We start from the raw sequence: 14133 nt of genomic DNA, 5'->3' as shown, positions 1-14133 counted from the left end.
GCATTAAAGACGCTACAAGCGATGTTTGCGCAAGCGTGCACTGCAGCAGGCGTATGCGCAGAAGAGTATCAATTTCGAGATTTAAGAGCGCAAGCGGGCACGGATAAAGCGGATTTATCAGGGGAATATAAGGCGTGCACAAAAGCAGTTGGGGCATACGAGCATCAAAATAACGGAGCACTATGTGTGTAATCGGCGGGGTGAAAAAGTAGAGCCGACGAAAGAGCCATCAAATGTATGGTTAGAACATTTAATGCAGCATGTAGATAAGAATGCATTCGTGCCTTGTTGAATGATTTCGCATGGCAGCCCGTAAGAAAAAATAAAGAGATTTAGTCTCCTGGCAGAGAAACCCTTTGATAAAAGAAGGCTGACATGCGCCATATTTCTAAAAATCCCTCACCAATTTACCCTCAACAATCTGTATCCAGCGCAGGAGAAACGCCTTCCAGCAGTGGGAATATGCGTCGGGCAAGGAGTCCATCCCCGCTGGGTTCGTCCCCTCTGGCAAAACGTAGACGTGGAGAGGCAGAAGAAGCACAAAAAAGCAATTCAGGAGGTTTTGATAGAGCACGATTTGATGAAGTCGATTACAGAATAGATAATCTTTACGAGCAGTATGGAATTACAACGGATATAAATTCTCTAACGATAGACGATTCGAATAGTTTTTTTGCAGAGGAATTTGAGGCGACATCTCCTTTGTATAAGCAAGATGGAGTCTTAGAAAGCGACTTTTTTCAATCGGAAATGTTATGCGATTCGGAAAGCCAAGAAAGGTTAGAGGAAAGGGGAGAAAATCAAAGCGATAGTGCAGAAAATGCCTTAACGGATTTGCCCACTGCTCATACGGATGATTGGTTAGCAGATGAAGATTGTGAAATGAGTTCGGAGGGAGAGTCAGAAGCGAGTCATGCTGCGCTTTCCGTTAATGATTTTCAGGCTGTAGAAGAAAATACAAGTTTGAAAAGGAAACGCGGCCGTCCTGAAGTATGGACGACTAAATTGAGAAAGATCGCTGAGGAACTTATTGAAGCTAATGCTAATGCCAACCCTAAGCTGAATGGGAGAGAACTGTACGATAAATTGAAAGCGAAGTGTGTTGCCAACAAGCCAGAATTAGCATGTCCTAGTTCTGAATCCTTTCGGATAAATTATCTAAAGCAAGGCCGTAAAAGTCCGGCGCAATGGACGACTGAATTGGATGCGATCGCTAAGGAGATTATTAAAGCTAATGCAAACACCGTTCCTAAGCTGGATAAGATACATCAGCACGCTCAATTGAAAAAATGGTGTAATGATCAAGAGCCAAAATTAGACTGTCCTCTTTATGAAGCCTTTCGAAGGAGATTTAAAAAGGAGCTGAGCGAAACCCACGTGCAATGGACGACCGAATCGAAAAAGATGGCTTATGATGTAATTAATAAAAATCCTAGCCTTAGTTATAGAGACCAATATAAAATATTAAAGCGAAAATGGGAAGAAAAATATCCGTCATTAGGGCTTCCTAAATCGATTGCTTTTTTTAATTTTAAAAATCGAATGAACCAGCAAACGCGATAGTGGATAAAGCGGAAAGATAATCTAAATTTGAGTGCACCGATGAGACCAACAAGTTAGAGTGGATATCTGATCGGCGTGATAACTAATTTAAGATCTGTCATATCTTGACCAAAATTTAGATTGAGAAAGTTGTTTATTTTGCGGAATTTTCCCATCGGGTTTTTGGGGCTTTTTACACAGACACGGCGGAATTATCAGGAGATATTCGTCGAGCGCAAAAGCAATTGGAGCATACGAGTATCAAAATGACGCAGCACTATGTGCGGAATCGTCGAGGCGAAAAAGTGGAGCCGACGAAGTAAGGATTAATAGAGTCCAAGGTTGGCTTGACAGGCGGCTTTTATAAAAAACGAACTCAGGCAAAGTATGAGGCAATGAGAGGGTTTGAATCCTATTAAAAAAGGAGGCTTCGCGAAAATTTGAATCATTTCGTGGGAAGACTGTAAAGAAAGGCAGCAGGATATAAGGTGATGGCATGAAAATATTTTCAAATGAAAGGTTATTATGCATCCATCCTCTATATCAAGACGGCAATTTCAAACACCAGTTACAGAATCAAAGGATTTGAGTTCAAGCCTGGCTGGGCGAAATAATACGAAAAAAAGAAAGGCTTTTTCATCGGCCTTAAATAATATCAACGCTTATAACGACAGTTTAAATAAAGCGTCTCAGAGAGAAGTAAAAAGAAGGAGCGTACGACCTTTTAACTCTCCAAAAGAAACAATACAGAGTGGGGTCGTGCCTGATCGTGGATTGGGAGTTGGAATAGTCACGAGTGATAATCCGGAGAAGGCAAGCAGCCAGCTAAGTTATTCTGACATGCAATATCAAGCATTTTATCAACCAATAGAAACTTTTTGCCGTCAGCCAGATGTATTGAATGCTTTACGTGAAGAGGATTTTTCTTTAGATTTTTTAGAGCAAGGGGTTTCTTATCATGAAAATAATCAGCCAGGAAGTCAAAATGCAGAAATGAGTTTGGAGGGAGAGCCAGAAGCGAATCATGCTGCGCTTTCCGATAATACTTTTCAGGCTGTAGGATTTGGAGTTAGAACAGGTACAAGTGATAATCGGGAGGAGGCAAGTAGCTCGCTAAGTTATTCTGACATGCAATATCAAGCATTATATCAACCAATAGAAGCTTTTTGCCGTCAGTCAGATGCATTGAATACTCTACGTGAAGAGGGTTTTTCTTTAGATTTTTTGGACGAAGAGCTAGAAGCGAATCATGCAGCGCTTTTCGTTAATGATTTTCAGGCGGTAGAAGAAAATACAGGTCAGCAAGCAAAATTGAAGAGCGCCAAGCGTGTGAAATGGACAGATGAATTGATAGAGATTGCTGAGGAGATTATTAAAGCTGATGCAAATGCCGATCGTAAGCTGAATGGGAAAGAACTGCACGCTCTATTGACAGATTGGTGCAATGATCAAGAGCCAAAATTAGCATACCCTGGTTATGACTCCTTTCGGAGAAAATTTCTAGAGCCAAGCCAAACCCTGGTGCAATGGACAGATGAATTGAGAGAGATCGCTGACGAGATTATTAAAGCTAATGTAAATGCTGTTCCTAAGCCGAATGGGAGAAAACTGCACACTCTATTGAAGGATTGGTGTAATGATCAAGAGCCAAAATTAGTATGCCCTGGTTATTCCTCCTTTCTGAGAAAATTTCTGGAGCAAAGTCGTGAAACCCCAGTGAAATGGACAGATGAATTGAGAGAGATCGCTGAGGAGATTATTAAAGCTAATGCAAATGCCGATCGTAAGCTGAATGGGAGAAAACTGCACAATAAATTGAAAGCGAAGTGTGATGCTCACGAGCCAAAATTAGTCTGCCCTAGTTATATCTCCTTTTGGGAAAATTTTCTAGCAAAGCCATGAAACCCTGGTGCAATGGAAGCCTGAATTGAGTGATGTACAGACATCGTTTCCCTTTTCTGGAAACGAATTTGATACCTATATTTCTATATCAGCTTAATTCTAATAACTGTACTGGCTGTATATGTAGCCGTCGCTAAACCAATCTCAATATTACTAATTAGGCTCTTTTGGCGAGCCAATTAAACACAATTTACGCGCCCGAGGCCTTTGTCTAATTGACTTAACTCTTGTTGCCACTGCTTAAGTATCATATTCCAAACATTCATATAAGGCAGCATACGTTTCCTTTGCTGCTAATACTTTGTATTTGTCCGCTCCATTTTAATCAGCTGCTTCTCTTCGCGTTTATTAACGTATTTCAATTGAAACAATGTCTGTAAGTCACACAGTTTAAGAGGGAATTAATTTCAAGGGTTGCATGTTTCGTTGAGCCTTCTATTTTGGCCCACTTTTCTCTATCTGAAACGGTCCAGACTTTTTTCTGAATTGACTTCATGGTTGGATGGGGCAGGGCGCAAGCTATGCAGAAAATACTTTTAAGCCCTGACTGAGCCCAACCGTTTTGTTTTTGTATTGATCGTTGTGATAAACCCAACAACAAAGCTGTCGAAATAACCCATTCTGAAGCAAAAAACCGGCGCATCATGTGGTGCGATGGGGCTAAACACGGGGCGAGAAGGGGTAGTGCGAAGCAAAGCAAAAGCAGTTGGGGCATACGAGCATCAAGATGACGGAACACTATGTGCGTAATCGGCGGGGTGAAAAAGTAGAGCCGACGAAATAGCCATCAAATGTGTGGTTAGAACATTTAATGCAGCATGTAGATAAGAATGGATTCGTGCCTTGTTCAATGATTTCGCATGGCAGCCCGTAAGAAAAAATAAAGAGATTTAGTCTCCTGGCAGAGAAACCCTTTGATAAAAGAAGGCTGCCATGCGCCATATTTCTAAAAATCCCTCACCAATTTACCCTCAACAATCTGTATCCAGCGCAGGAGATAAGCCTTCTAGCAGTGGGAATATGCGTCGTGCAAGGAGTCCATCCCCACTGGGTTCGTCCCCTCTGGCAAAACGTAGACGTGGAGAGGCAGGAGAGGTACAAAAAAGCAATTTAGACGGTTTTGATAGAGCACGATTTAATGAAGTCGATGACAGAATAGATAATCTTTACGAGCAGTATGGAATTACAACGGATATAAATTCTCTAACGATAGACGATTCGAATAGTTTTTTTGCAGAGGAATTTGAGGTGACATCTCCTTTGTATAAGCAAGATGGAGTATTAGAAAGCGACTTTTTTCAATCGGAAATGTTATGCGATTCGGAAAGCCAGGAAAGGTTAGAGGAGAGGGAAGGAAATCAAAACGATAGTGCGGAGGACACCTTAACGGATTTGCCCACTGCTCATACCTATGATTGGTTAGCAGATGAAGATTGTGAAATGAGTTCGGGGGGAGAGTCAGAAGCGAATCATGCTGCGCTTTCCGTTAATGATTTTCCGGCTGTAGAAGAAAATACAGCGCAGCAAGCAAAATTGAAGAGCGCCAAGAGAGTGAAATGGACGTCTAAATTGAGAGAGATCGCCAAGAAGCTTATTGAAGAGAATGCAAATGCCGATCCTAAGCTGAAGGGGACAGAACTGCACATTCTATTGAAAGCGAAGTGTGATGCTCACAAGCCAAAATTAGAATGCCCTGGTTATAACTCCTTTCGGGAAGAATGTCTAAAGAAAATCTATGAAACCCCGGTGCGATGGACGTCTGAATTGAGAGCGATCGCCAAGAAGCTTATTGAAGAGAATGCAAATGCCGACCCTAAGCTGAAGGGGACAGAACTGCACGTTCTATTGAAAGCGAAGTGTGATGCTCACAAGCCAAAATTAGAATGCCCTGGTTATGTATCCTTTTGGGCAGAATATCTAAAAAAAAGCCATGAATCCTCGGCGCGATGGACGCCTGATTTGAGAGAGATCGCCAAGAAGCTTATTGAAGAGAATGCTAGTGCCGATCCTAAGCTGAGTGGGGTAAAACTGCACGTTCTATTGAAAGCGAGGTGTGATGCTCACGAGCCAAAATTAGCATGCCCTAGTTATCCATCCTTTTGGAAAGAATATCTAGCAAAGCTGTAAAACCCAGCGCAATGGACGCCTGAATTGTTGAGTCATCTGTTTTGGCCCGTTTTTTTCCATCTGAAACGCTCCAGACTTTTTAGCTGAATTGACCTCACCTCATCGTTGGGTTGGGCAGGGGGCAGGCTATGCATAAAATACTTCTAAGCTCCGACTGAGCCCAACCGTTTTCTTCTTGTGTTGATCGTTGCGATCAGTCCGCCCACGAAACAGCTGAAATAATCCATTCCGAAGCAAAAAACCAGCGCAGGGCTTGTTGCGATGAGGGTAACCAAGGATTTGGAAGAGGGGGAACGAAGCAAAAACCGGCGCAGAAGCGGAGGTTTTAAACGGGAAAGCCTTATAGAATCAGGGAATTGGCGGAAAGGGAGGGATTTGAACCCTCGATACTGGGGACCAGTATACCCTCGAGTCCTGGAGGGAAATCAACAAAGATGAATATAATCAATAGGATAGACGATTCTCTGCTTCGGAACAATAGCCAAATTAGGGCTTTTTAGGCCTTATTAATGCGAATTAGGCATAAGTTTTCCGAAGCAATTTTGACGTAAAATTGCGCGCACAAAACTTCGAGTAAAAGTCGAATACTTTCGAAAGTTTTGGCGTTGCCTATGTGCCAGCTTTGAAGCCGGGGGTTTTATTCAGCGAAAGTTGGATTATTAGCGGGTAGTGAGGTATTCAGAAAATCAACGAATTATTAGAGAGGAGTGCCCAGCATGTTGCCGATTAGTCCGAATCAGAGCACTCAACCTTCCTTAGCGTCATATATTCCGAAATTGGCTTCAGCTTTTTCTGATACTCAAGAACGAGCCGATGATCTAAGTGAAAGTAATGTGCAAATCGGTAATGGTTTTTTAAATAATTTAACCATTGGAAATAATAATACAGCGAATAACCATATACATTTAGCGGCGGCAGATTCGAAGTTGATAGAAACCCTGATGTTGCAGCATATTTTTGCCTTGCAGCCTAATATTAAGCCGTTGGTCAACTTAGATTCGGCTATTGAGGCGTTGCAGAAAAGGTATGAAAAAAGTTTAGAGGAAGACAACGAAGTTAAAGATGCGTTGTCGAACTATGTGGAGCCGGAAGGGATGGAGCTTCACGATTCAACCCGCTTTGATTTAAAAAGCAAGGTTCAAGATTTTTTGAACTCCAATAAAAAAGTCTTACTCCTACTAGGTGAAGCCGGTTCAGGCAAGTCGACTTTTAACCGAGATCTCGCGGTGAGCTTGTGGGAAGCCTGTATCCAAGGCGGTAAGTCGGAAAATATGCCAATTCCGGTATTTATAGGATTATCGAGCTTGTTAGGGCCGGATCGGAATCTAGTGAGCGCCTTTTTCGAAAGGCATGGATTCTCGAAAGAGCAGATCAAAGAATTACAAAGTAAACATCGATTTGTATTAATTTTAGATGGATTTGACGAGATCGAGCATCGGCAGCAGGTATTTTATAAAGATAATGAGTTAAATGACTGGAAAGGCGCAAAAATCATAATCAGCAGTCGCCCGGAATATTTAGGGCCAAACTATCAATATAAATTTCATCCACCAGGTGAGCGTACCGCTTTACAGGAGTATCGGCTGGCACCATTTTCGGAAGAAACGATAAAGCGGTATGTTGATCGATATAGCGAAATACACCCTGATGCTTTGTGGAGCGCGGAGAAATACAAAAAAGAGTTGGAGGAGCCAAGCTTAAAAGAGCTGGTGAGTAATCCATTTTTGCTGAAAATAACCTTGAGCGTGCTGCCTGAATTGAGCCAAAGTGGCCAAATAGAGAATCAGAGCTTAACTCGAATTGCAATTTACGATCAGTTTGTAAAGAGCTGGTTTGACCGTTCACAACAGAGGCTAGATCAGATACTTGAGCTTAATTCAAAAGAAAGAGATGAGTTCAAAAAAATCGAGCGAGGAGGATTTGCCAACTTCGGGGTGGAATATAGTCAAGAGCTAGCCTTGGAAATGTACCAAGCTGGGGAGGTGATAGCGTCTTATAAAGCCAGTACTTATGCGAAATGGAAAAAAAATAACTCAGCTACAGAGGGAGATTGGCGCAGACGCCTATTAGGCGATGAGGAAACTAGCACAGTGCTGATGCGCTTAAATGCGCCCTTAATCTGCCAGGACAGGCCAAATGATTTGGGCAAAGAATATCGCTTTATCCATAAATCGTTGCGGGATTATTTTGTAGCGCGTGAAATGTGGCAAGAGCTGGAAAGTACAGCTGGATCGGATGCATCGATAGGCGAGCCATTGAACGAAATGAAGAATGTGCAGGGTCTATGGAAGATGCTGAATGATTCGGATCAGGTAGATCAGAAAGGGTTATTGAACCGCTTTAATCTGGTGGAGGATGTGGCGATTCAGCGGTTTTTAGTGGAGCGCGTGCGACAGAACAAAGCGCTGATGAAACCGCTGCTGGCATGGATCAAAGCCTCCAAGCAGGTGGAATCTGTGAGTCAAGGGGCGGCGAATGCAATCACGATTTTGGTCAAGGCAGGGATCCAGTTTAATGGGATGGATTTGAAGGGTATCCGGATCCCTGTTGCGGATTTAAGTTTTGGGATGTTTGACTCAGCGCAATTGCAAGGGTCGGATTTAAGCGGTGTGAAGTTTAGCACGAGCTGGCTGCGGGAAGCGAATTTAAGCGGCGCGCAGATGTCGGGGGTGCAGTTTGGAGAGTTGGCCTATCTGGAAGAAGAGAGTGGAGTGAACTCGTGTGCCTATTCTCCGGATGGTCAAACCTGTACGATGAGCCTTTCGAGTGGTGAGATTTGCGTGTATGGCACGTCAAGCTGGACAAAAAGCCACACTTTGAAGGGCCATACCGGCTCTGTTGGGATAGTGGTGTATTCGCCGAGAGGAGAGCAGATCGCCTCGGGGGGTATGGACAACACGGTACGACTGTGGGACGTGAAAAGCGGCGCGCCCGGTCCCATCTTTAAGGGCCATACCGAAAGGGTTTTGAGTGTGGTGTATTCACCGAGCGGAGAGCAGATTGCATCGGGCAGTGGGGATAGAACGGTACGACTGTGGGACGTGAAAAGCGGCGCGCCCGGCCTGATCTTGAAGGGCCATACCGACTGGGTTGGAAGCGTAGTGTATTCTCCGAGCGGTTCGCAGCTCGCCTCGTGTAGTGATGACTATACGGTACGACTGTGGGACGTGAGAAACGGGTCGCCCGGCCCGATCTTGAAGGGCCATACCGACAGGGTTTTGAGCGTGGTGTATTCACCGAGCGGAGAACAGATTGCCTCGGGCAGTAGAGACAAAACGGTACGACTGTGGGATGTGAAAGGCGGGTCGCCTGGCCCGATCTTGAAGGGCCATACCGGCATGGTTAATAGCGTGGTGTATTCACCGAGCGGAGAACAGATTGCCTCGGGCAGTGGTGACCTTACGGTACGACTGTGGGACGTGAAAAGCGGTGCGCCCGGCTTGACCTTGAAGGGCCATACCGACTTTGTTGGTAGCGTGGTGTATTCGCCGAGCGGAGAACAGATTGCCTCGGGCAGTGGCGACCATACGGTACGACTGTGGGAAGTGAAAAGCGGAGCGCCCGGCCCGACCTTGAAGGGCCATTCCAACTGGATTAATAGCGTGGTGTATTCGCCGAGCGGAGAGCAGATTGCTTCGGGGAGTAGTGACAAGACGGTCCGCTTGTGGGAAGTGAAAAGCGGCGCGCCCGGCCCTATCTTGAAGGGCCATACCAACTGGGTTAATAGCGTAGTGTATTCGCCGAGCGGTTCGCAGCTCGCATCGGGCAGTTGGGATAGTACGGTACGATTGTGGGAGGTGAAAAGCGGCGCACCCGGCCCGACCTTGAGGGGCCATACCCGCAAGGTTTTGAGCGTGGCGTATTCGCCGAACGGTGAGCAGGTCGCATCGGGGGGTATGGACAACACGGTACGACTGTGGGATGTGAAAAGTGGTGCGCCCGGCCCCACGTTGAAGGGCCATTTCTCCTATGTTCGGAGCGTGGTGTATTCTCCGAGCGGAGAGCAGCTCGCATCGGGTAGTGCTGACGAGACGATTCGACTGTGGGAAGTGAAAAGCGGCGCGCCCGGCTCTATCTTGAAGGGCCATACCGGCTATGTTAATAGCGTTGCGTATTCGCCGAGCGGCTTGCAGCTCGCCTCGTGCGGTAATGATAGTACGGTACGACTGTGGGAAGTGAAAAGCGGCGCGCCCGGCCCTATCTTGAAGGGCCATACCGACTATGTTAATAGCGTTGCGTATTCGCCGAGCGGCTTGCAGCTCGCCTCGTGCGGTAATGATAAGACGGTACGATTGTGGGAAGTGAAAAGCGGTGCGCCCAGCCTGACCTTGACGGGCCATACAAGGTCAGTTAATAGCGCTGTGTATTCGCCGAGCGGAGAGCAGATCGCCTCGGGCAGTGAAGATAAGACGGTACGGCTATGGGAGGTAATCTCGGGAGCGTGTCTCAGAGAAATTCAAATGTTGAGTGGTGTAGTTAATAGTGTAGCTTGGACAGTGTTGGATGGAGAAGAGTATTTGGTGACAGGTAGCGTAGATCATTCCGTGCGGCAATGGGAGCTTAAAAAAGAGCTGGAGGGCTATCAAGTGAAATTGTGTTGGAGTTCAGTAGAGTCTAAAGAGTTGACGGTGAAGGATACGTTGATTGAAGAGATAGAGGGCTTAAGCGAGGTGAATCAAAGGTTGTTAACTCAGAGGGGAGCCGTGTTAGCTGCAAATAGTATAAGCGGGCAGTAGAATAGCTAAGCTATAGAGGCGCGTAAGCGCCTTTTGTAATGATTTTAGGCGAACTGACTAGCAAGAAGTCATTCCTTTTTTTGCTTATCCGCAAGAGGTCCGTAAAGTTATTTATACAACCGATGCCATCGAGAGCCTACATATGCAGGTGCGTAAGGTGATTAAAAATCGGGGTCATTTCCCCAATGACCAAGCTGCCATTAAGCTTATTTATTTGGCTTTGCGAAATATCACTAAAGATTGGAAAATGCCACCTATCACGTGGCGGACTGCAAAAATTCAATTTGCCATCTTATTTGGCGAGCGTTTTACAGCTTCATTATAAGAAGCTGTAAAATTTAACCAGAACTTTGGACACACAAAAATTCTGACAGGCTCGACTATAGAGTTTCTAATTGCTTTGTACGAGGCATTTTGAGAGAATATTTATGTTAACACCCATTTCTAACTCTGCCATTACGTCTTATCCAGCAGCCCAAAAGACCGTAAAACCATCGTTCCTTTCGCTCCCCTTAGAAACCCGAGGAGAGATAGAAAAGCTACTAGATTTTTCGAGTCAGCAAGCTTTGTTTAAAGCATTGACCACAGTGACTCGCAATGGTGAACCTATGGATTCGCCTATTTTGAAGTTGCACTTAATCAAAGATAGGATTCAAGCTCAATATCAAGGGGCTTTAATGGACTCGGATGAAGAGTTAAAGGGTTTTGCGTTAAGTCAATTACAAAAGTTAACGGACTTAGGACAATTCGATCAGGTTGTGGAGAGAGCAGCCCTTTTTGAGTTGGTATGGCTTGTTAATGATCCAGAGATATTTAGATTTTTACAAAAAGAAGTCCAACAAGATGCACTGTTAAAAGAGAAATTATTAAACTGGGTCGAACAGTCCAAAACCGAAGAGGTACAGCCAATAGCAGCTAACGCGATGACACTATTAGTGAAGGCTGGGGTGCAATTCAAGGATAAAGACCTGAAAGGGATACGTGTGCCTGGGGCGGACTTAAGTTATGGCGTATTCGATTCCGCGCAGTTGCAGGGTGCAGATTTAAGGGGGGTTAATCTCAGCGCGAGCTGGCTGCGCCAGGCGAATTTGAGCGGATCACAGATGTTTGGAGTGCAGTTTGGTGAATGGCCTTATCTGCAAGAAGAGGGCGCCGTGAATTCGTGCGCGTATTCACCGGATGGGAAAAACTGTGCGATAGGCCTCGAAAACGGTGAGATCAGCGTATATGACACGTCAAACTGGTCAAAAATCCATACCCTGGTAGGGCATCGCTCCTCTGTTCGTAGCGTGGTGTATTCACCCAGCGGTCAGCAGCTCGCCTCGGGTTCGATCTCAGTGCGATTGTGGAACGCGAAAAGCGGCACGCCTGAGAGTACTTTGATATTCCATGAGGGGATTACTAGTGTGGTGTATTCGCCCAACGGAGAGCAGATCGTTGCGGGTGGTGATGACGCAAGTGTGAATTTTTGGGACGCGAGAAGTGGCGAGCATAAAGAAAGATGGGGACATCCCTCCTATGTTAATAGCGTGGCGTATTCGCCGAACGGCATGCAAATTGTCTCGGGCATGAGTGACCCACTGATGTGTCTGTGGGATGCAAAAAGCGGTGAGCTTAAGCACACTTGGTGTGCCCATAACACCGATGTTCATAGCGTGGTGTATTCGCCTAGTGGAGCGCAGATTGCTTCGGGCAGTGCCGACTCCTCGGTTCGGCTGTGGGACGCGCAAAGTGTCGTAGCTATGCGTACTTTAGAAGGACACACCGACGAGGTTATGAGCGTGGCATATTCGCCGAACGGCACGCACATTGTCTCGGGTAGTAGAGACGAAACAGTGCGGCTGTGGGACCTACAAGGTGGAGCGCAGCACGTCTTGATGGGCCATACCTCTGCTGTTAATAGCGTAGCGTATTCGCCGAATGGATCGCAGATCGCTTCGGGCAGCGATGATGGAACGGTGCGGCTGTGGCATACCCAAAGGGGGGCGCTTGGGCACACCTTGCCAAGCTATACTGACACCGTTAGGAGCGTGGCGTATTCGCCCAGCGGATCACAGATCGCTTCAGGCAGCGATGACGGAACGGTGCGGCTATGGGATGCGCAAAATGGCACTCTTGGGTTCACTTTGACTGGCGAAATCGAACGAGTTACTAGCGCGGTGTATTCGCCCAGCGGAGAGCAGATCGCATCAGGCGGTGCAGACGGAAAGATGCAGTTGTGGGACGCGAAAAGTGGCGAGCGAGGGCTCGGCTGGACAGGCCATACTGACCTTGTTACTAGTGTAGTGTATTCACCTAACGGAGGGCAGATTGCTTCAAGCAGTATGGACAACACAGTGCGGTTGTGGGACGTGGAAAGCGGCGAGCTAAAGTTTACCTGGACAGGACATACTGGCGCTGTTAACAGCGTGGTGTATTCACCCAGCGGATTGCAGATTGCTTCGGGCAGCGATGACAGGATGGTGCAGTTGTGGGACGTGAAAAGCGGCGAGCTAAGGTTTACCTTGACAGGCCATAACGACGCTGTTAATAGCGTGGTGTATTCGCCCGGCGGAGTACAGATTGCTTCGGGCAGTTCGGACAAAACGGTACGGTTATGGGACGCACAAAGCGGCACGCCGAGGTACACTTTTACAGGCCATACCTCCGTTATTAGTAGTGTGGTGTATTCGCCCAATGGAGCGCAGCTCGCTTCGGGCAGTCGGGATAATACGGTGCGTTTGTGGGAGGTTGCTTCAGGTACGTGTCTACGAGTGATGCAAGGATTTGACGGATGGGTCACTAGCATAGCTTGGAAAGCGATGCTTGGGGGTTCTTATCTGTTGACCGGTAGTGCAGATAGGTCATTACGGCAATGGGAGATCAAAAAAGAAAGGGAGGAGTATAAGATAGTGTTGTGTTGGAGTCAGGGGCGTGAAGTATTGACTGCAGCAGATATGCTAATAGACGGAGTAGAAGGGTTAAGTGAAATTAATAAGCGACTACTCAAGCAAAGGGGGGCATTGGAAAGAAAAGCAGCGTGAGTGTTCATCTCTTAAGATGCTTAGCTGATTGTATTTGAGCACATTGTAATTGCCGATAGGGTGCTCTGAGTCTTAACGCTTGCTCGCACGATTGCAATGGATTAATTTTGGTAAACTCAGCAATCGAAATTCCGGTGGGTTTTTTTATACCTAGTGCCAGGCCCACCGGTAAAAGCAGCATATATTAGTACAAGAAACCAACAGATCTGGCCGTTCCCTTCCCTATAAAACATCTAGAAATTTCCCCAGCTTGGACTTGCTATGCTGTGTTCTCCACAGCAAGGCGCAAGACGATAAAAAATAATCTCAAGTTTCGACTTAACTCAAACATTTTTTTCTTGCGTTTATCGTTGCGATCCACTCGCCCACGAAACTGACGAAATAATCCATTCCGAAGCAAAAGACCGGCGCAGGGCTTTTAACTATGGGGCCAAACCAGGGATCAGAAGAGAGACAGCGAAGCAAAAACCGGCGCATAAGCGAGGGAGTGAAACTTTAAAACCTTATAAACACAGGGTTTTGGCGGAAAGGGAGGGATTTGAACCCTCGATACTGGGGACCAGTATACCCTCGAGTCCTGGAGGGAAATCAACAAAGATGAATATAATCAATAGGATAGACGATTCTCTGCTTCGGAACAATAGCCAAATTAGGGCTTTTTAGGCCTTATTAATGCGAATTAGGCATAAGTTTTCCGAAGCAATTTTGACGTAAAATTGCGCGCACAAAACTTCGAGTAAAAGTCGAATACTTTCGAAAGTTTTGGCGTTGCCTATGCGCCAGCTTTGAAGCCGGGGGTTTTA

General features: G+C 46.0%; 6 protein-coding genes and 1 pseudogene. All 7 read left to right on the top strand.

From position 1 onward, the window contains the following. The first annotated feature begins 21 nt into the window (after positions 1-21). The 7 genes and pseudogenes from MCB1EB_RS08210 (at position 22) to MCB1EB_RS08170 (ending at position 13330) form a co-directional block, all read left to right on the top strand. Positions 22-192 (top strand): site-specific integrase, encoded by a 171-nt coding sequence (locus MCB1EB_RS08210; RefSeq protein ID WP_197721974.1) that lies wholly within the window; start codon positions 22-24, stop codon positions 190-192. Between the two features lie 183 nt (positions 193-375). After that, positions 376-1563 (top strand): hypothetical protein, encoded by a 1188-nt coding sequence (locus MCB1EB_RS08205; RefSeq protein ID WP_126353993.1) that lies wholly within the window; start codon positions 376-378, stop codon positions 1561-1563. A 504-nt stretch (positions 1564-2067) separates the two neighbouring features. Then, positions 2068-3444 (top strand): hypothetical protein, encoded by a 1377-nt coding sequence (locus MCB1EB_RS08195; protein WP_126353992.1) that lies wholly within the window; start codon positions 2068-2070, stop codon positions 3442-3444. A gap of 933 nt (positions 3445-4377) precedes the next feature. Beyond that, a complete protein-coding gene (locus MCB1EB_RS08185; RefSeq protein WP_126353991.1) occupies positions 4378-5571 on the top strand; it encodes a hypothetical protein in 1194 nt (397 codons plus the stop codon). A 716-nt stretch (positions 5572-6287) separates the two neighbouring features. Then, complete coding sequence (locus MCB1EB_RS08180) at positions 6288-10307, top strand: NACHT domain-containing protein (RefSeq protein WP_126353990.1); 4020 nt, start codon at positions 6288-6290, stop codon at positions 10305-10307. A 67-nt stretch (positions 10308-10374) separates the two neighbouring features. Continuing rightward, positions 10375-10632, top strand: a pseudogene (locus MCB1EB_RS08175) (transposase); the annotation flags it as partial. A 103-nt stretch (positions 10633-10735) separates the two neighbouring features. Further along, on the top strand, positions 10736-13330 hold the full coding sequence (locus MCB1EB_RS08170; RefSeq protein ID WP_052394083.1) for a WD40 repeat domain-containing protein: 2595 nt from the start codon (positions 10736-10738) through the stop codon (positions 13328-13330). Positions 13331-14133 lie beyond the last annotated feature (803 nt).

Source organism: Mycoavidus cysteinexigens (genome assembly GCF_003966915.1).
In the GTDB taxonomy this organism is placed as follows: domain Bacteria; phylum Pseudomonadota; class Gammaproteobacteria; order Burkholderiales; family Burkholderiaceae; genus Mycoavidus; species Mycoavidus cysteinexigens.
The sequence above is the reverse complement of the archived record's forward strand: the minus strand, read 5'-3'. Positions and strand labels throughout refer to the sequence as shown.